The following is an 18,190-nucleotide window of genomic DNA, read 5'->3' as shown; positions in this document are numbered from 1 at the left end:
TTTTACCTAATCCATAAATCGTCATTGCGAGGAGCATAGCGACGAAGCAATCCATTCAATTTGACTGAAATGTAGATTGCTTCGCCAAGGCTCGCAATGACAAATATAATTTTTCTACGCATTAAAAAACTTCGCTTCTTCGTGTCTTCGCGTTAAAAATAAGTATGAAGAACATTTTCTCCATCGAAAAACCCCAAAATCCCCTACCGCTGGTTTTTGACAGCCCCCACAGCGGCGACCGCTACCCCGATGATTTCGACTTTGCCTGCGATTTTCACACGCTTGAATCCGCCGAGGATAAATACGTCGAAGACCTCTTCGCCGCCGCGCCCAATCACGGCGTCACCTTTTTGCACGCCCATTTCCCGCGCAGCTATATCGACGTCAACCGCGCCGCCGAAGATATCGACCCGGAACTGTTGAACGGCGACTGGACCGGTCCACATCCAATCGCCCCCTCGTCCCGCTCTCACGCGGGCATAGGCCTCATCCGCCGCCTCGTGCGGCCCGGCGTACCTGTTTATGACCGCAACCTGACAACAGAAGAAATTCTCCACCGCCTCGATACCTATTACCACCCTTATCATAATGCACTCGAAGCGCTCATCAACGAAACCCACTACAATTTCGGCCAGGTCTGGCACATCAACTGCCATTCTATGCCCGCATCCAGCGCCTACCCGCGCCGTGGAATCGGTCTTGTCGGCAACCGCCCAAAGCCCGCTGATTTCGTCCTTGGCGATCGCGATGCCACCGCCTGCGACAATGACTTCACCCACGCCCTGCGCGATTTTCTCAAAGAATTAGGCTACACCGTGTCCATCAACGACCCCTTCAAAGGCGTCGAACTGGTCGAGAAATACTCCTCCCCCGCCGAAGGCTTCCACTCCCTCCAGTTTGAAATCAACAAATCCCTTTATATGGATGAAGAAACGCTGGAAAAAACCAGCGATTACAACGCGCTCAAAAACCATATTGAGAAACTGATTCAGTTTTGCGCTTCCTACGTCGAAAGCCGCATCACCACCCTCGCGGCGGATTAGAACACGTTATTACGCCTACCCCAATCGAGCAGCCGCATCATAGATACGGTTTCCAAGACACTCTTTACCTTCACAAGGAATACCAAGCACTTCACTAACTCGGCCCACTTCTTTCCGGGAAACCTGTCCATTTGCGCTTGGCTGAATATCAAAATGGTTTGCTAAATTTATAGCCCGCCAAATTTCATCAAAAGCGCCTCGATCATTCAATCGACCCAACTCATCTTCAGCGGCTTGTAAAAAATTCATTTCCGGTACCGGCATACTCTACTCCTTAAAAATACTGTTATTATGAATAATATTGCTTATAGGCTACAAAAACTTTCCATGTCAACACCATTCTCCGAACCTCCGTATCTCCGCGTTAAAAAACCTCCCCGAATTTCTCCCGCAAAACCCGGTCAACTTCTTCCATCGACGCATCCACGCCCAGCGCCTGCATGCTCGTCACCCCGTGCTCGCTAATTCCACATGGCACAATCCCCGAAAAATGCGATAAATCCGGCGCAACATTAATCGCAATTCCGTGAAGCGTTACCCAGCGCCGCACCCGCACCCCGATCGCCGCAATCTTCTCCTCCTCAATAATCCCCTCACCCTCCCACTGCGTGGGCCCCTCCCTCTCCCCACGGGAGAGGGTGTCTTGAGCGCCAGCGAAAGACGGGTGAGGGGTTTTTACCCAAATTCCCACGCGCCCTTCCCGCCGCTCCCCGGCAATTCCAAATTCCGCCAATGCCTGAATAATCCACTCTTCCAGCTGCCAGACATATCTCTTGATATCCGGTCCCTTCTGCCGCCGCTTCAAATCGACCATCACATAAGCCACCCGCTGGCCCGGCCCGTGATAGGTATACTCCCCGCCGCGCCCCGTCTCATAAACCGGCAAACCGCCAGCATCCAATAAATCATCCGCCTTCGCGCTTGTCCCACCGGTATACAGCGCCGGATGCTCCAGCAGCCACACGCACTCATCGGCCCGGCCTTCATGAATATCCGCCACCCGCGCATCCATAAAGTCCAACGCCTCAGGATATTCCACCGGCTTTTTCGAAATCTTCCATTCCATAAAAGCTTCAATAAAGGAAACTCTATCGCACTGCAACACTCATACACACTTGCACTCCACCCTTGCTTTTGCTATCAAAGCGCACCTCATTAAGATATGCGGCTGTGGCGGAATTGGTAGACGCGCAGCGTTGAGGTCGCTGTGGGAGTTAAATCCCGTGGAGGTTCAAGTCCTCTCAGCCGCACCATCTTAAAAAACTGATAGCAACAAAAATGATCGAAAGCAGCCAGACGCTATGAGCAAAAATAAAAAGAATGCCCCCAAAGACAGTAAAGAAGCTCTCTGGAAAGACGCGCTGGATTACCACCGTTTCCCCTCACCCGGTAAAGTCGCGCTCAAACCCACAACCGCGCTTTCAACCCAGCGCGATCTAGCTCTGGCTTATTCCCCCGGCGTCGCTGCCCCGTGTGAAGAAATCGAAAAAGACCCGCTAACGGCCTACGATTACACTTCCAAAGGCAACCTCGTGGCCGTAATCACCGAAGGCACCGCCGTACTTGGCCTCGGCAATATCGGCGCATTGGCCGCCAAACCCGTGATGGAAGGTAAATCGGTCCTGTTCAAAAAATTCGCCAACATCGATTCCGTCGATGTTGAAATCGACATGAACACACAACTGGAAAAAGATGCTGATGGTAAATATGACCGCGAAGAATATATCCAGAAATTCGTCAACATTGTCGCCTCACTCGAACCAACCTATGGCGGCATCAACCTCGAAGATATCAAAGCGCCCGAATGTTTCGAAATCGAACGCCGCTTGAAAGAGCGCATGCACATTCCCGTCTTCCATGACGACCAGCACGGCACCGCCATTATCGTCGGCGCTGCCTTCTATAATTGGTTGCATATTGCAAAACGCGATATCAAGAAAATAAAACTCGTCACCTCCGGCGCGGGCGCATCGGCCACCGCTTGCCTCAACATCCTCATCGAACTCGGTCTGCCGCGCGAAAACATCACCGTATGCGACAGTAAGGGCGTCGTTTATAAAGGCCGCTCGGAATATATGGACCCGGTCAAAGAAACCTTCGCCGTTGAAACCAACGCCCGCACCCTCAAAGAAGCCATGGAAGGCGCCGACGTCTTCCTCGGCCTGTCAACCGCCGGCGTCGTTAAACAAGACATGGTCAAAGGCATGGGTGAAAAACCCCTGCTCATGACACTGGCCAACCCAACCCCGGAAATCATGCCTGAAGAGGCTCTGGAAGCCAAACCGGACGCCATTATCTGCACTGGCCGTTCTGACTACCCCAACCAGGTTAACAATGTGCTGTGCTTCCCATTCCTGTTCCGCGGCGCGCTCGATGTCGGCGCCACAGCCATTAACGAGGAAATGAAGCTCGCTTGCGTTAAAGCCATCGCCCAGCTAGCCCGTAAGGAAGCCACCGCCGAAGTCGCCGCAGTCTACAGCGACGAACAACTCGAATTTGGCCCGGAATATATGATCCCCAAACCGTTCGATCCGCGTCTGATTGCCGAACTTCCCAAAGCTGTGGCACAAGCCGCAATAGATAGCGGCGTCGCCACGCGCCCTATCAAGGATTGGAATGCCTACAGCGAAACACTTCAAAGCTATACCGTACAAACCAACATGGTTATGCGTCCGGTCATCTCTCGCGCCCGCACCGCACCCAAACGCGTTGTCTATTGCGAAGGTGAGGAAGAAAACGTCCTACGCGCCATCCAGATCGTTATTGACGACAATCTTGCCAAACCTGTAGTCATTGGTCGCCGCCGCGTCGTGGAAAGACGCCTTGAAAAATTCCGCCTGCGCATGAAAATTGACAAAGACTTTCAACTGATCGATCCGGAAAACGATCCGCGCTACCACGAATACTGGAGCGATTATCACAAAATCATGCAGCGCCGCGGCGTAACGCCCTCAAGCTCCCGTTTCACCATGCGCACAAACACAACCGCCATTGGCGCGCTCATGGTCCGGCGCGGCGAAGCCGATGCCGTAATCTGCGGCATCACCGGCCAATATCACGTTCACCTCAAACACATCACGGACATTCTCGGCAAAACGGAGGGCGTCAAAACCCCTTCCGCATTGATGCCCCTGCTCCTCGAAAAAGGCCCGTATTTCCTGTGTGACACCCATATCAACGACAACCCGAATACGGAAGAGCTTGTCGAAATGGCCAAAATGGCCGCCGAGCGCGTCCAGCGTTTCGGTCTAACGCCCAAAATTGCCTTGCTGTCCTATTCCAACTTCGGAAACTTCAACAGCCCGTCGGCGCAAAAAATGCGCGAAGCCGCCGAGATTCTGCGCGCCGAATATGAGGGCACAGACATCGAAGTCGAAGGCGAAATGCAAGCCGACACCGCTCTGTGCCAAAAAACACGAGACCTCTTAATGCCCAATTCCCGTCTCACCGGCGAAGCAAACCTCCTGATCGGCCCCAACCTCGACGCCTCCAACATCGCATACAACATGCTGAAAGTTTTAGGCAACGGCATTCCAATCGGCCCGCTTTTAATGGGAATCGCAAAACCGGCGCACATCCTGACAACCGCCAGCCATAGCCGCCGCATTGTCAATGTCACCGCACTGGCGACCGTCGATGCGCAAGTCGCCGCCGGCGAGATACACGAGCACGAAACCATCGCCCCGCGCAAACTCAAAAGCGCCTAAAAAGGCTCTGCGCATAAAATCCACTTGATCTAACACCCCCTTTTCGGGGATGTTAGAGAGCCTTTATCTACTCAACCAAGGACCAGCCCGCATGCAAGATGAACACGACAAAACGGCTGAAAACACAACCACCGAAGACGTCAGCTTTACACTCAGCGACGACGAAATCCGCCACGCGCTAAACGCCCTGCACGCTGAAGACTCCGATACCATCCACGCGGTTCTGGAAGAACTAAGCTCTGCCGATACCGCCGAGCTTCTCGCCAAAGCGCCCCCCGAAGACCGTCATGAAATCATTCATATGTACGGCGACACGCTGGAGGCGGATGTCTTTTCTGAAATGGATACAGAGCTTCGCCGCACCACCCTAGAACAAATGCCCGCCGCACAAGTCGCCGCGATTATTGCGGCTCTGGAAAGCGATGACGCACTCGACCTTATTGAAACATTCGACGAGAATTTTCAAAAAGAAATCATCCGCAAACTCTCGGCCAAAACTCGTGTCGCCCTCGAAGAAGGTCTCTCCTTCCCTGAAGAAAGTGCCGGACGCCTGATGCAACGCGAAGTCGTCGCTGTGCCGCAATTCTGGACCGTTGGCAAAACCATAGACTATCTGCGCGCCGCCGCCTCCGACCTGCCCGAAGACTTCTTCGACCTTTTCGTCATCGACCCCGCCTACCACGTCAAAGGCCATGTCCCGCTAAACAAACTCATTCGGGCACGCCGTGCTGGCAAAATCGAAGACCTGACAATGGAAGACACCCACCCCGTTCCCGCCGACATGGATCAGGAAGAAGTCGCCCACCTTTTCCGACGCGAAAACATTGTCTCAGCACCCGTGGTGGATAACGACAACCGTCTGCTCGGCGTTATCACCATTGACGACGTCATCGACGTTATTGACGAAGAAGCGCAGGAAGACTTGCTCAAACTCGCCGGGGTCGATCAAGGCGACCTTTACCGCGCCGTACTTTCCACCACTGGCACACGCTTTCGTTGGCTGTTCATAAACCTGCTCACCGCCATTCTCGCTTCACTCGTAATTTCGTTCTTTGATGCCACAATTCAGGAAATCGTCGCCCTCGCTGTGCTCATGCCCATCGTTGCGTCCATGGGCGGAAACGCAGGCACGCAAGCCCTGACCGTCGCCGTGCGCGCTTTGGCCACCAAAGAACTGTCCGAAACCAACACCGCGCGCATCATCTGGAAAGAAACAATCGTCGGCTCGCTCAACGGCCTCGCCTTCGCATTTATCACCGGCATAATCGCCGCCGCCTGGTTTGCAAGCCCCATGCTCGGCCTCGTCATCGCCATGGCCATGATCATCAACCTGTTTGTCGCCGGAATTTTCGGCGCAGCCATCCCCGTCCTTCTGGATCGCTCCGGGGCAGACCCGGCTGTCGCATCAACCGTCTTTCTGACCACCGTCACCGACGTCGTCGGCTTCTTCGCCTTCCTCGGCCTTGCGGCTGTATTTCTTCTTTGACCAAACTATAAATGGTCGCTCTACAAACACATAAAGCAGCGTCGAAACAAACACACACAGCACGACAAAAAACGGTAAATACACCACATATCCCATCCGTTCACTCATATCTGCAAAATCCACAACCCTCTCTGCCATCACTTCAGCCAGATAAAGAAGCGGTAAATGAACCAGATATAAACTATAAGAAATCAGCGCAATAAAACTAAAACCGCGCTTTTCAAATAAACCATGCCCCGGGCACTCACCCAGCAACCCCAAAAGCATGGCCGCAAAACCAGCCGAGATCAAAAAGGCCAACCAGACAATATCAAACCTGCTTACATCCAGATCCACCAGTGGGCCGGGCAAACTCAGCCCTAAAATCAAAAGCACCCCAAAAAAAAACAACGCGCCCGAAACAACAGGTTTTAATAAAACTGCCCGCACCGCTGCGCTATGCAACAAGAATGCCGCCAGCATGCCCATCAACAACCCGTCCAAACACCAATCAAACCGCGTACGAATAGATAAAAAATACTCTTCATATCCGCTAATCTCCGGCGCAAACAAACCCCGCGCCAAAGGCTGGGAACAAATCAACAAACCTATAACCGCAATGCGCGCCCGATCATCTGAGAGCTTCAACACCCCCCAAATCAAAAACGGCGCCAGCAGGTAAAACTTGATCTCAATCGCAAGCGACCAGAAAACCGCAATAATATCCGAAGGCCAGTAATCTTGCATAAACACAAGATGATACGCATAACGCCAGCCTATCCCCTCATAACTCTCCGGATAAGGGAAATAGGGAAACGCTCCGAAAACCGCAAGCGTCAGCACAAGGTAATACACCGGCGCAATCCGAAAGAACCGGCGCGGCGCATAATTATACAGCACCGACCAAAGCGTCCGGCGCTTTTCAAATGAACGGATCAAATGCGAACTAATCAAAAACCCGCTAAGCACAAAAAAAAGATCCACACCCACCCAGCCATTGATAAAAATCGCCCCTAGATCAAGCCCGCCAATTGGTATATAAGGAGTGCTTAAATCAGACCAGAAGGGTCTGACTGAGTGACGGAGTAAAACAAAAACAATTGCCATGGCCCGCAGGCCATCCAAAACAGCAATTCGATTTGAAAAGTGAGAAAGCACAGACCCAAATACACTCTTTAACGTTGATGAATAAAACAATAGCCCAACACATGAAGTGTAGCGATTTTATAACGTTAACCCAATAATCTTTAAAAATAGTCCTGAAATTTTATGTCCGCATCCAAACTTGTAAAACCAGCCGTTGAATATAAAGAAAGCTTCCTCGAAGCTTTAGACGAATTCCACGCCGAAGGCCGCTACCAGTTCCTCGACCATGCAGAGCTTGAAAAAGACTTCGAAACCTTTGTGGACGACCTTAATGAAGGCAGCCGCCACCTCCACAAAACTTTTTCTGACTGGGCCGAACCCGTCCCCGAAACAATCCTCTGGCTAGTCAAAGAAGACAAATATATCGGCACCTTCAATATCCGCCAACGCCTCAACTGGCATTTGGAAAAATGGGGCGGACATATCAATTTTGTCATTCGCCCCTCAATGCGCGGCAAAGGTTTCGGCAAAAAAATCCTGCACAAAGGCATGCCTTACGTAAGCTACCTTGGCATCGACCGGGCTTTAATCACACTCAACCCGAGAAACAAGGAAGGTATCCGCATTGTTGAATTCTGCGGCGGTGAATTCGAAGACGAAACCCCCGAAACCGATAAATTCCCGTCCCGACTCCGCTACTGGCTGAATTGCAATTGACCTTCAGGTCATCCCTGCGGCGTCTCGCTGAAGCATAGCGAAGACGAACGCTTAAACAGCAGAGATCCGGTAATACAAAACTTGCATGTTTTTTTCATATCCGTATAAAGGCATATGGCTAAAAAGAAGACACCGTCAAAACGCAAAACCACAGGCAAAACAACGCGTAAGCCCGCTAGCAAAAGCACAGGCAAAGCCACGCGCAAAACAACGCGTAAACCCGCGCGCAAAACAAAAGCGCAAAAAACCTCACGCCTGCGTTTTGCTGCCAAATGGCTCTTCGTAATCGGAATGTGGGCGGGAATCGCACTGGCCGGACTGTTCGCATATTATGCCCAGGAACTCCCCGCCATCACCGAAGACGCCAGCTTTGAACGCAAACGCGCCATCATCGTCAAAGCCATAGACGGCTCCACCGTTGCGCGCTATGGCGAAATTGTCGGCAACAAAGTCACCGTCGAAGACATCCCGCCCTATCTCGTCCAGGCCGTGCTCGCCATTGAAGACCGCCGCTTTTACCACCACCCCGGCCTCGACCCGCTCGGCCTTGCCCGCGCAATGTTTGTGAATATCAAAGAAGGCCGAGTCGCCCAGGGCGGCTCAACCATCACTCAGCAACTGGCCAAAAACCTCTTTCTTTCCCAGGAACGCACCTATAAACGCAAAATCCAGGAAGCCATGCTCGCCTTGTGGCTGGAATACGAACTCACCAAGGATGAAATTCTCTCCGCCTATCTTAACCGCGTATATCTCGGCTCCGGCGTTTACGGCGTTGATGCCGCCGCCAGGCTCTACTTCAAGGCCCCGGTCAAAAACCTTACCTTGCGTGAATGCGCAACGCTGGCCGGCCTGCTCAAGGCGCCGTCACGCTACTCCCCCTTGCGCAACCCCAGCCTTTCCAAACAACGCACCGAAGTTGTTCTAAATGCTATGGTCGACGCGGGCTACATCACACAAACACAAGCCAAAGGCGATAAGTCCATCCCTCCCAAACCGACACAAAAACCCACAGACGCTTTGGCCGACCGCTACTACACAGACTGGATCGTCGATTCACTCGACGAGCTCATCGGCACACCGAGCGAAGATTTGATCATCGAAACCACACTAAACCCTGAAATCCAGAAATACGTACAAGACGCCGTCTCCACAACCATAGAAAAAAATGGAAGCGAGCGCTCTATTTCCCAAGGCGCCATGATCGTCATGCGCCCCAATGGCGCCGTTGTCGCCCTCATCGGCGGACGCAATTACTCATCAAGCCAGTTCAACCGCGCCACACAAGCCAAGCGACCGCCTGGCTCCTCGTTTAAACCGCTAGTCTACCTCACCGCCCTCGAACAAGGCTGGGACCCGCAAAGTCTGATCATGGATAAACCCATCACCAGTGGACGCTACCGCCCGAAGAATTTCGGCAACAAATATTACGGCGAAGTTACGCTTGAAGAAGCCCTGACTTACTCCCTGAACACCGTGTCCTACCAACTCATGAAGGAAACCGGCCCTGAAGCCGTCATCTACACCGCGCAGCGCATGGGAATAACCTCAGAACTTGAACCGGACCTTTCTCTGGCCCTCGGTTCCAGCGGCATTACACTACTGGAAATGGCCACCGCATACTCCACCATTGCCAATGGAGGCTACGCAGTTGAACCCTTCGGCATCACAAAAATCATATCCAAAGACACCGGCGAGCTTTATTATCAACGCCCGCCCCATCGCACAATGAAACGCGTATTCGCCGCCCATAACATCCAGAACCTCACCTCTATGATGAACAGCGTCATGGAATACGGCACAGGCCGCGCCGCCCAAATCGGCCTTCCTGCTGCTGGAAAAACCGGCACCAGCAACGATAGCCGCGATGCCCTGTTCATGGGCTTCACACGCGAACTCGTCGGCGTCGTCTGGCTTGGCAACGATGATAACTCCCCCATGAAACACGTCACAGGCGGCAGCTTCCCGGCACAAATCTGGGCCAGCGTCATGCGCCGCGCCGCCGGTCAATACCCGCAAATGAACCAGAGCGACTTCGCCCCGGCTTCCGGCTTCGAAGAACTCCTTGGCAGCCTCTTCTTTCGCTCGGAAAGAGACAAAGAACTCCACATGCAAACTTTGGGAAATATCCAGCCAGCCACCGGCGAAGGCAGAAAACGCTCACTCAAAGAATCCCTCCGCTATAACGATTAATCTGTGAATCTGAATCCTAAACCGTAATAATATTACCTGAAGCTTCAAGAGCTTGCTCGTCAGTCAGACCTGTGACGCCCAAGATAAGCGCGACCGCCTGGAAATTATCACCACCGCCATCAGCATCAACATAGACCGTTGAATCCATGCCATTATCAGTAATTTGCAGAAAGTCTGCAATTGCATCGTCAACCAGATCATAGCCGTCAAGGACATCTGAAATGTCTATCCGATCCATGACTTCATTAAAACCGATAATCTGCTCAGGGTTTGTGAAGGAATTGCCATCAATGAGGGTTATCTTTCCGTTCTGCACGATATCAATGGCCGTCGCAAGATCGATTATGCCATACTGCGTGGCCGTATCTGCGCCGTTATTAACCAGAATCGGCACATCCTGAGAGGCTGATTTTTCAAGCGCAAAGCGAACATCGGTGAGGCTCATATCCGGGTCCTGCGCCCATATAGCGGCGACCTTGCCGGCAACTATCGAGATAGAGGAGGAATGCGCGCCGCTCTCCTCGACGAATTCGATACCGTCTCCAGAAAAGAAGTTACTCCCATCGCTCTGAATGCGGGTAACCTTTATGATATTATCTGCATGCATTTCCCCGGATTCCGGCTCTCCGGAATCAACACCGGAAGAACCCGCATACGTGACAAGAACGGCATCATGAGGTGCGAGCATGTCCGACCACAGATTAAAATAAGACTCTGAATCAACACTGAAGCTCAAGCTGAAGATACGAGCACCGTTTTCCAGCCCGGCTTCTATAGCCCGCGTTACACCAAAATATGAACCCAAATTTGTTTCTGTAAATTTAAGAGTCATGATTTTAGCGTCTGGCGCCGTTCCTGTAATCGTTTCCGCCGCATTCAACTGATCAATCACGTTATTCGTCATGCCTACACCATGCGTCATTACAGGATAGGGAATCCAGCCATTATTCTCAGGACCCGCATGCTCGGTATCCGTTGTGCTATTGTTTACCAAGCTATAGCCAGTATAATCATCAATATAGCCGTTATTGTCATTGTCAATACCGTCGCCCGGTGTTTCCCCTTCATTGATATACAAATAATCATTGTTAGAAAATTGGCTGGCATACGCGCCCTGATCAATAATGCCTATGATAACTTGTGCAGGTCCGGTATCAGTCGGGTTTTCTGATGTGTTGGTTCCGTCACTTTCTTTATGAGAGATGTTTGTCAGTCCTATAACATTGCCAATTGTGTTCGACGATTGGTATAGGTCGTTTTCAAAAGTGTCGGGGCGCTGGCTTGATATTTTTCCATCTTGATATGGCTGTTCGAAAACATCTACCTCTTTCAGGTTTTTCAGAATGCTGTTGTAGCTCGAAAGCCGCAGTTGTGTCGCAGGCTGTGCTCTTAAATTGAGAGGAATGGTTTTGAAAATTTGCCCCAGCGATACAAAATTTTCATAAACTGTCTGTGTGCCCAGATAAGTAGAACCAAAACTATTAAGTTCTATAGACGAAGGTCTATCGAAACCATCGCCATTTTCCTGATCTGTGCCCGCAGCTTTTATGAAATCCAGGTTGCTAAAATTTTTAATATTATTGACAACGCTATTGTTCTCGGACATTGCCGCATCTTGAGAACTGGTATTATCAATCACAGCAGTTTGTTCAGTAGAAACCTCTTTATCATGTGCGTTATCAGTTTCTTCGATACTTTGTTCTTCAATAATCATAAAAATCACTAACCCAGCTTATTTACTATGCATATAAAACAAACGCCTTAACATATGAAAGGATATATAAAACATTGTTATTATTTTGCTTTTCCTAAAAACGTAATAATATATCCCCTTCCCTTCTAATATATTAAACTGAATTTATGTAAAATTTTATTAATATTTATAGCAAATTAATTATTTTAACCCACATTATGGAGTGATTGGATCAACATTAAACCTTCCCGGCTATGGCTTAAATGGCTCTGCAACCATCATCTGCCGATGAATCTTAACACTTCATTAATACACAGCTAAAACGCCCCAAACCCGCACAAAGCCAAGTGAACAAGCCTAAAAAGAAAGCAAATACCTGCAAATGAACACCCCCGCCCCAAGGGGCGAGGTACCACGTCATTGCGAACCGCCAAAGGTGGTGAAGCAATCCAGAATTTATCCTTGTGGCACTGGATCGCTTCGCTCGCGATGACGATTACGCCGTAAGCGGCGAGGAATTAAACCTGAAAGAGATTGAAGTTGGTCATTGCGGTATCCCCGCAACTGCCAGCGAATCTGCCCGCTCATTCTCCGGATGCCCGTCATGCCCCTTCACCCAGTGAAACGTAACATCATGCCGGGAAACCAGTTCGTCCATCCGCTGCCATAAATCAACATTCTTGACCGGCTTCTTTCCCGCTGTTTTCCATCCTCTGGCCTTCCACCCATCCAGCCATTCGGTAATCCCCTGCATCACATATTTGCTGTCGGTATAAATCTCAATCTTCGGATGCCCCTTAATCGCTTTCAAAGCCTGAATCACCGCCATCATTTCCATACGGTTATTCGTCGTCTCCGCTTCGCCCCCGCACAATTCCTTCTCATGTCCGTTCCAGCGCATCACCGCCCCCCAGCCCCCAGGACCAGGATTGCCGGAACACGCTCCATCAGTATAGATTTCAACAACCTTGCTCATGCGCGCCGCTTCATAGCCTCTTGCTTATGCAACCCTTCAACAATCACGTCCAAAAACGCCGCCTCACTCTCCACACCGCGAAACGCCTCCGAAGGAATCGTCACCCCGTATTTATCTGCAATAAACTGATATTTCGGCAAACGGTTTTCAAAAAGCCGCGGAAACGCCCAGCGCGAAAAGTTATCAGGATCAATATCCTCTACCACTTCAACGCCTTCCTCTTGCTCATACTTACTTAACCAGCGATCAAACCGCTCCGGCGAATAAAACAACGGCTTGGGATAAGCTTTTGCACGCTCTAAAACCACCTTTTCTTCTTCAGGGCTAGCCTTGATATAAACAATCAATGAATTCTCATCGACCATATCCAGCAAAATCTTGTCATCAATCTCACACATAGAACCTGTGGAATCATTCACAACATGCATAATACCTTGCTCATGCGCCAACCTCACACGCTCAGGCAACCTTGCCAATGCCGCGCACTCCGCATTAAAATACGCATTCTGCCGTCGCCGAAACTCCTCCAGAGACATTCCCCCTTTATCAGGGTTCCCCAACCGTCCGACATAATCTGAAAGCTGCGAAATATCACCGCGTGTAATGGTATTTTCAACGCCCAGTGTCTGCACAATTTCATCGCCCAAAAACCGCGTTCCAATCTCATAATCACACGAATAATGATACCAGCCCTGCCTCGCCAGCATACTCGAAAGATATGTCTTCCCAACGCCGGACATTCCCATCAGCGTAATCACCTTGCGCTCAATATCGTTAAATTCAGAAACCGTAATAGGCATGGGGCTCTCTTTCCTTGTTTATGCGGCCTGCTCTAAAATTTTAGGGAGCTTAAAATTCACATTCTCTTGCGTAATCGCCACTTCACGAATAGAAACATCAAAACGCGCCCGCGCCGCTTCAATCACTTCATCCACTAACGCATCCGGCGCACTCGCCCCGGCCGTAATCCCCAACGTTTGCACACCCTCCATCCAGCCCCAGTCAATATCGCTCGCCCGCTGCACCAACAACGCCTTCGCACAACCATGCTGACTCGAAACCTCCACCAGCCGGTTGGAATTTGACGAATTCGGCGCGCCGATAACAATCACCGCATCGCTTTGCGGCGCGATAGCCTTCACCGCTTCCTGCCTGTTCGTCGTTGCATAACAAATATCTTCCTTATGCGGCCCGCAAATAGCCGGAAATTTTGCCTGAAGCGCCGCCACAATATCTGCTGTATCCTCCACCGACAACGTCGTTTGCGTACAATACGCCAGATTTTCAGGAGCCTGAACACATAGTGCCTCAACATCCGCCCGCGTTTCAACCAGCAAAACAGCGCCATCAGGCAATTGCCCCATCGTCCCAATCACCTCTGGATGTCCCTTATGCCCAATAAGAATAATCTGATGCCCAGCCTCAAAATACCGCTCCGCCTCCCGATGAACCTTACTCACCAAAGGACATGTCGCATCCACATAAAACATAGCTCGCGCCTGCGCATCCTCCGGCACAGACTTCGCCACCCCGTGCGCCGAAAAAATCACTGGCCGCTGATCCCCCGGCGCATCCGCCGGAATTTCGTCCAGTTCCTCAACAAACACCGCCCCCTTGGCCTTCAAACTATCGACAACAAATTTATTATGCACAATTTCATGCCGCACATAAACCGGCGCGCCATATTTCTCCAGCGCCATCTCAACAATCTGAATAGCCCGATCCACGCCTGCACAAAACCCCCGCGGCGCCGCCAGTAAAATCGTTACTTTACGTTTATTGTCCATCATACTCTTGCTTTGCGTCATACGCTCTCGTAAGCTGCTTAGACATTCAAGCTTTCTAGCATCGGGATACAGCAAATGAAACCTTTAAGATTTTTTGCCCTTGGTATTTGTTTTTTGGGACTTTCCGCCTGCCAAACATTCGATGGAGTCGTCAAAGACCTTGAATCCATAAAACTCCCCGCCCTTAAAAACTCAACCGCCACCAGCGCACAACAACTCGTCTACAGCGGCAATTGCCCATCTGTGGAAGCCGTTCCTGAACTCCAGTCCCTCTCCGAATTCACCGAAATCACGGACCAAAGCGATTATAACCTCATCTCCAGCGTCGAGATCACCAACATGCAAAGCGCTTGCAACTATGATGAACGCGCCGTCACCATCGACCTGAGCATGAACTTTTCCGGCGAGCTCGGACCGCAGGGAAAAGCGCCGGGCTCTTTCTCCTACCCGTTTTTCGTCGCCATCACATCGGCCAGAGGCGAAATTCTCGCCAAAGAAATTTTCACCGCATCTTTAAGCTATGAGCCTGGCCAAACCACGCAAACCTACACCGAAAAACTGCGCCAAATCATCCCGATCGAAAACAAAGACCATGGCGCACGCTATAAAGTCCTCGTTGGCTTCCAGCTCACACCGGACCAACTGACCTTCAACCGCAAAGCAATCGCCGATGAAATCGCTCAGAAAGAAGCTGAAGAAAAGCTCCTGCGCCAGGCCCAAAAAATGAAAAAGAGTACCTTTGAATCTGGAGCCCAAAACGCACAGGAACAAGCAGCAAAAGACAATACCTATATTGGCAAACCCATAACCATCACACCATAAAAAAACAGGCCTTGCTTATGTTTGAACTTGAAAAATTCTGGATCAGCGAAGCCGCGGACCACCAAGCCGCCTTAGAAAAAACCTTCGCCACACTCAAAAATGAATTCGAGCAAACACTAAACACTTGCATCCAGTCTATTGAAAGCGGAGGGAAAATACTGTTCTTTGGCAATGGCGGCAGCGCGGCAGATGCCCAACACCTTGCCACCGAACTCACTGTACGCTACATCAATAACCGCGCCCCCATTCCCGCCATAGCCCTGACCACCGACACCTCCGCACTCACCGCCATCGGCAATGATTACGGCTTCGATCACCTCTTTTCCCGGCAAGTCGAAGCCCTCGGAGACCCCGGCGACGTCGCCATCGCCATCTCCACCTCGGGCAACAGTGAAAACATCCTGCGCGGCCTCAAAATGGCGCGCGAAAAAGGCCTCAAAACCATCGGCCTGTCTGGCCGTGACGGCGGCAAAATGCCCGGCCTGTGTGATACGCTCATCATCATCCCCTCAGATACCACCGCCCGCATCCAGGAAATGCACATCATTCTAGGCCATATGCTGTGTGGCGCCCTAGAGAAAAAACTAAAACTCGTCGAATAGAGGCTTGAGAAAGCAGCATTTTTCACATACAATCCTTTCCACCATGACAAACACAAAATCGATCGAATCCCTGAATTTCGAAGACGCTCTGGGAGAACTGGAAGCCATTGTCCGCAGCCTCGAAACCGGCCAGGCCCCTCTTGAAGAATCCATCACGGCATACGAACGCGGAATCGCCCTCAAAAAACACTGCGAAACGCGGCTCCGCGATGCCCAGGCAAAAATCGAAAAAATCACCGTCGACAAAGACGGGACAATTGCAACTGAGCCTCTGGATAACAAAGAATAGAAACCACGAATGAACACAAATAAACACGAATTTTAAACCACAGAGTTTAAGAAGTCAGAATGAGTTTAAGGAGATTTTTTATATTCAGACTCTTTCACCTCTTTTTAACTCTGTGCCTCTGTGGTTAATTTTATTCGCGTCAATTCGCGTGTATTCGCGGTTAAACTTTAAAAGGAAAACAAAATGCCATCACCGAGAAGCGCCTCCCCCCAACTCCAAAACGCCCTGGACGAAGTTGCTCAAGCCGTCAATCTGACGATTGAACGCCTTCTTCCCGAAACGGAATTACCCGAAGCCCCGCTTTATGAAGCCATGCGCCACGGAACTCTCGGCGGCGGAAAACGTCTGCGCCCATTCCTGTGTATGGAATCTGCCTTCCTGTTCAATGTTCCCTCATCGCGCGCGCGCCGCGTTGCCGCCGCTCTGGAATTTGTTCACTGCTACTCACTCATCCATGATGACCTCCCTGCAATGGACGATGCATCCTTGCGCCGCGGCCATCCAACCGTCCACAAAAAATATGACGAAGCCACCGCCATTCTCGCTGGTGACGCCTTGCTCACCCTGGCCTTCGAAGTTATCGCCGATACGGAAACACACCCCGATCCGCATGTACGCTGCGAACTCATCACCGCACTGGCCCACGCAGCAGGAGGCCACGGCATGGTTGGCGGACAAATGCTCGACCTCATCGCGGAAAAAGAAGAGGAAAATTTCGACGTTGGTGAAATATCCCGCCTGCAACGCATGAAAACCGGCAAACTCATGGCCTTCGCCTGCGAAGCCGGAGCCATCCTCGGCAAAGCCAGCGACCCGCAACGCAAAGCCCTGTGCAACTACGCTCACGACCTCGGCCTCGCCTTTCAGGTCACCGACGATATTCTTGATGTTGAAGCTGATCCGCAAGACACCGGCAAAGACACCGGCAAAGACGAAGACGCCGGCAAGGCCACCTTCGTTTCAACTTTAGGAAAAGACACAGCCCGCGCCCGCGCTGAAATGATTATCGGTCAGGCCAAACGCCACCTGAAAATCTTCGAAGGCCGCGAAAAAATGCTCACCGAACTGGCCGATTATGTGCTGGAGCGCCGCGCTTAAGCAATACTATCGCTCCAACGCCATATCCAGACAGTTTGTGGAAACCGCGACATACGGCGTTTCATCGTCATTCGCGACAAAGCCTTGATCGATGGGAAAGGTCGCGTATTGCTTGCTCTCACAGACATTTAAAGCCAAACCGTGCTCATTAAAGCCTTGCTGCACCTTTTTTTCTGCTACAACAACAACATTTGCGGCATCTTTTCCAACCCAGGGCAAAAACCCGGACGTTGCAGAGATTGTACCAGAACCGCAAAAAGCACGCCCTTCTTCTTGAGTAGGTTTACAGGCTATACTGGAAACAACCACATCAATCTTCTGGGCATGCTCCTTGTCGGTATAAGCATTATCAGCAATATTCGCCACCCCGGTAGCCGCCGCCGTCCAGACTGCCGTCATCAAAGAACCAATCAACACACGGTTTATCATCTCACTTCTTGTTGCAGGGCGCACCCCGTCGTATTCGTCAACAGTCGTTGTCCAGTGCTCCTTGAAAGCAGGAAAATCAGCCGCAGCATGAATGGCCGGAAATACAGGGGCCGCATAAATAGACAAGCCTGTTTTCGCACCCTCTGACAATCCGCTTATCGATTTAGAAATCTTTTCTCGCAATTTTTTAAACATAAAAAACCTCCATGAACTTGAAAACAAGAACCTTCTACCCCCCCCCATCAATCATTATGTCAACAAAAAATAACCTTTGCGTCCTTTGTCC

The 18,190-nt window shown here is 51.0% G+C and carries 17 protein-coding genes and 1 tRNA gene; 10 read left to right on the top strand and 8 right to left on the bottom strand.

What is annotated here, in order from left to right; genetic code table 11:
• Window positions 1-164 precede the first annotated feature (164 nt).
• Entirely contained in the window at window positions 165-1,043 is an 879-nt protein-coding gene (locus tag H6859_01785; protein USO05960.1) for an N-formylglutamate amidohydrolase, read from the top strand.
• 15 nt (window positions 1,044-1,058) lie between these two features.
• Here the strand turns inward: H6859_01785 and H6859_01780 are convergent, their stop codons facing one another.
• On the bottom strand, window positions 1,059-1,307 hold the full coding sequence (locus tag H6859_01780; GenBank protein USO05959.1) for a hypothetical protein: 249 nt from the start codon (window positions 1,305-1,307) through the stop codon (window positions 1,059-1,061).
• Between the two features lie 100 nt (window positions 1,308-1,407).
• Window positions 1,408-2,109: a lipoyl(octanoyl) transferase LipB gene (lipB, locus tag H6859_01775; protein ID USO05958.1), complete on the bottom strand. Its 702-nt coding sequence runs from the start codon at window positions 2,107-2,109 to the stop codon at window positions 1,408-1,410.
• Between the two features lie 98 nt (window positions 2,110-2,207).
• Here lipB and H6859_01770 point away from each other — a divergent pair.
• The 3 genes from H6859_01770 to mgtE all read left to right on the top strand — a co-directional run bounded on the left by H6859_01770 (window position 2,208) and on the right by mgtE (window position 6,236).
• Window positions 2,208-2,296, top strand: a tRNA-Leu gene (locus H6859_01770).
• A gap of 48 nt (window positions 2,297-2,344) precedes the next feature.
• On the top strand, window positions 2,345-4,750 hold the full coding sequence (locus tag H6859_01765; protein USO05957.1) for an NADP-dependent malic enzyme: 2,406 nt from the start codon (window positions 2,345-2,347) through the stop codon (window positions 4,748-4,750).
• Between the two features lie 91 nt (window positions 4,751-4,841).
• On the top strand, window positions 4,842-6,236 hold the full coding sequence (mgtE, locus tag H6859_01760) for a magnesium transporter (GenBank protein ID USO05956.1): 1,395 nt from the start codon (window positions 4,842-4,844) through the stop codon (window positions 6,234-6,236).
• On the opposite strand, the gene H6859_01755 is transcribed toward mgtE, so the two are convergent.
• Window positions 6,156-7,322: an acyltransferase gene (locus H6859_01755; protein USO05955.1), complete on the bottom strand. Its 1,167-nt coding sequence runs from the start codon at window positions 7,320-7,322 to the stop codon at window positions 6,156-6,158. The two genes, mgtE and H6859_01755, sit on opposite strands and share 81 nt — an antisense overlap.
• A 162-nt stretch (window positions 7,323-7,484) precedes the next feature.
• Between H6859_01755 and H6859_01750 the strand changes: the two genes are divergently transcribed.
• Together H6859_01750 and H6859_01745 are read left to right on the top strand one after the other, a co-directional pair.
• Complete coding sequence (locus H6859_01750) at window positions 7,485-8,018, top strand: GNAT family N-acetyltransferase (GenBank protein USO05954.1); 534 nt, start codon at window positions 7,485-7,487, stop codon at window positions 8,016-8,018.
• A gap of 114 nt (window positions 8,019-8,132) precedes the next feature.
• On the top strand, window positions 8,133-10,208 hold the full coding sequence (locus H6859_01745) for a PBP1A family penicillin-binding protein (protein USO05953.1): 2,076 nt from the start codon (window positions 8,133-8,135) through the stop codon (window positions 10,206-10,208).
• Between the two features lie 16 nt (window positions 10,209-10,224).
• On the opposite strand, the gene H6859_01740 is transcribed toward H6859_01745, so the two are convergent.
• The 4 genes from H6859_01740 to ispH form a co-directional block, all read right to left on the bottom strand.
• Window positions 10,225-11,922, bottom strand: a complete 1,698-nt coding sequence (locus tag H6859_01740) for a S8 family serine peptidase (protein ID USO05952.1) — start codon at window positions 11,920-11,922, stop codon at window positions 10,225-10,227.
• 523 nt (window positions 11,923-12,445) lie between these two features.
• A complete protein-coding gene (gene rnhA, locus H6859_01735) occupies window positions 12,446-12,877 on the bottom strand; it encodes a ribonuclease HI (protein USO05951.1) in 432 nt (143 codons plus the stop codon).
• Window positions 12,874-13,677, bottom strand: a complete 804-nt coding sequence (locus tag H6859_01730) for an ATPase (GenBank protein ID USO05950.1) — start codon at window positions 13,675-13,677, stop codon at window positions 12,874-12,876. The genes rnhA and H6859_01730 overlap by 4 nt, the downstream gene beginning before the upstream one ends.
• 18 nt (window positions 13,678-13,695) lie before the next feature.
• Window positions 13,696-14,685, bottom strand: coding sequence for a 4-hydroxy-3-methylbut-2-enyl diphosphate reductase (gene ispH / locus H6859_01725; protein ID USO05949.1), 990 nt, complete (start codon window positions 14,683-14,685; stop codon window positions 13,696-13,698).
• A 54-nt stretch (window positions 14,686-14,739) separates the two neighbouring features.
• On the opposite strand from ispH, the gene H6859_01720 reads away from it, so the two are divergent.
• The 4 genes from H6859_01720 to H6859_01705 all read left to right on the top strand — a co-directional run bounded on the left by H6859_01720 (window position 14,740) and on the right by H6859_01705 (window position 17,475).
• On the top strand, window positions 14,740-15,486 hold the full coding sequence (locus tag H6859_01720) for a hypothetical protein (GenBank protein ID USO05948.1): 747 nt from the start codon (window positions 14,740-14,742) through the stop codon (window positions 15,484-15,486).
• 17 nt (window positions 15,487-15,503) lie between these two features.
• Window positions 15,504-16,088, top strand: a complete 585-nt coding sequence (locus tag H6859_01715; GenBank protein ID USO05947.1) for a D-sedoheptulose 7-phosphate isomerase — start codon at window positions 15,504-15,506, stop codon at window positions 16,086-16,088.
• Between the two features lie 43 nt (window positions 16,089-16,131).
• Window positions 16,132-16,377 carry an exodeoxyribonuclease VII small subunit gene (locus tag H6859_01710; GenBank protein USO05946.1) on the top strand — a complete coding sequence of 82 codons (246 nt, stop codon included), beginning with the start codon at window positions 16,132-16,134 and terminating at the stop codon, window positions 16,375-16,377.
• A 183-nt stretch (window positions 16,378-16,560) separates the two neighbouring features.
• Window positions 16,561-17,475 (top strand): polyprenyl synthetase family protein, encoded by a 915-nt coding sequence (locus tag H6859_01705; GenBank protein ID USO05945.1) that lies wholly within the window; start codon window positions 16,561-16,563, stop codon window positions 17,473-17,475.
• 6 nt (window positions 17,476-17,481) lie between these two features.
• Here H6859_01705 and H6859_01700 read toward each other — a convergent pair whose 3' ends face one another.
• Window positions 17,482-18,099 (bottom strand): hypothetical protein, encoded by a 618-nt coding sequence (locus H6859_01700; protein USO05944.1) that lies wholly within the window; start codon window positions 18,097-18,099, stop codon window positions 17,482-17,484.
• Window positions 18,100-18,190 lie beyond the last annotated feature (91 nt).

The sequence above is a fragment of the Rhodospirillales bacterium genome (genome assembly GCA_023898785.1).
Lineage (GTDB): Bacteria > Pseudomonadota > Alphaproteobacteria > Micavibrionales > Micavibrionaceae > TMED27.
Note: the sequence above shows the minus strand (reverse complement) of the source record. Positions and strands in the feature narration are given on the sequence as shown.

What these genes read in the sequence shown, in the direction of transcription:
- H6859_01785 (USO05960.1), top strand. Translation starts at nt 165, where the DNA reads ATGAAGAACATTTTCTCCATCGAAAAACCCCAAAATCCCCTACCGCTG.
- H6859_01780 (USO05959.1), bottom strand. Translation starts at nt 1,307, where the DNA reads ATGCCGGTACCGGAAATGAATTTTTTACAAGCCGCTGAAGATGAGTTG.
- lipB (USO05958.1), bottom strand. Translation starts at nt 2,109, where the DNA reads ATGGAATGGAAGATTTCGAAAAAGCCGGTGGAATATCCTGAGGCGTTG.
- H6859_01765 (USO05957.1), top strand. Translation starts at nt 2,345, where the DNA reads ATGAGCAAAAATAAAAAGAATGCCCCCAAAGACAGTAAAGAAGCTCTC.
- mgtE (USO05956.1), top strand. Translation starts at nt 4,842, where the DNA reads ATGCAAGATGAACACGACAAAACGGCTGAAAACACAACCACCGAAGAC.
- H6859_01755 (USO05955.1), bottom strand. Translation starts at nt 7,322, where the DNA reads ATGGCAATTGTTTTTGTTTTACTCCGTCACTCAGTCAGACCCTTCTGG.
- H6859_01750 (USO05954.1), top strand. Translation starts at nt 7,485, where the DNA reads ATGTCCGCATCCAAACTTGTAAAACCAGCCGTTGAATATAAAGAAAGC.
- H6859_01745 (USO05953.1), top strand. Translation starts at nt 8,133, where the DNA reads ATGGCTAAAAAGAAGACACCGTCAAAACGCAAAACCACAGGCAAAACA.
- H6859_01740 (USO05952.1), bottom strand. Translation starts at nt 11,922, where the DNA reads ATGATTATTGAAGAACAAAGTATCGAAGAAACTGATAACGCACATGAT.
- rnhA (USO05951.1), bottom strand. Translation starts at nt 12,877, where the DNA reads ATGAGCAAGGTTGTTGAAATCTATACTGATGGAGCGTGTTCCGGCAAT.
- H6859_01730 (USO05950.1), bottom strand. Translation starts at nt 13,677, where the DNA reads ATGCCTATTACGGTTTCTGAATTTAACGATATTGAGCGCAAGGTGATT.
- ispH (USO05949.1), bottom strand. Translation starts at nt 14,685, where the DNA reads ATGACGCAAAGCAAGAGTATGATGGACAATAAACGTAAAGTAACGATT.
- H6859_01720 (USO05948.1), top strand. Translation starts at nt 14,740, where the DNA reads ATGAAACCTTTAAGATTTTTTGCCCTTGGTATTTGTTTTTTGGGACTT.
- H6859_01715 (USO05947.1), top strand. Translation starts at nt 15,504, where the DNA reads ATGTTTGAACTTGAAAAATTCTGGATCAGCGAAGCCGCGGACCACCAA.
- H6859_01710 (USO05946.1), top strand. Translation starts at nt 16,132, where the DNA reads ATGACAAACACAAAATCGATCGAATCCCTGAATTTCGAAGACGCTCTG.
- H6859_01705 (USO05945.1), top strand. Translation starts at nt 16,561, where the DNA reads ATGCCATCACCGAGAAGCGCCTCCCCCCAACTCCAAAACGCCCTGGAC.
- H6859_01700 (USO05944.1), bottom strand. Translation starts at nt 18,099, where the DNA reads ATGTTTAAAAAATTGCGAGAAAAGATTTCTAAATCGATAAGCGGATTG.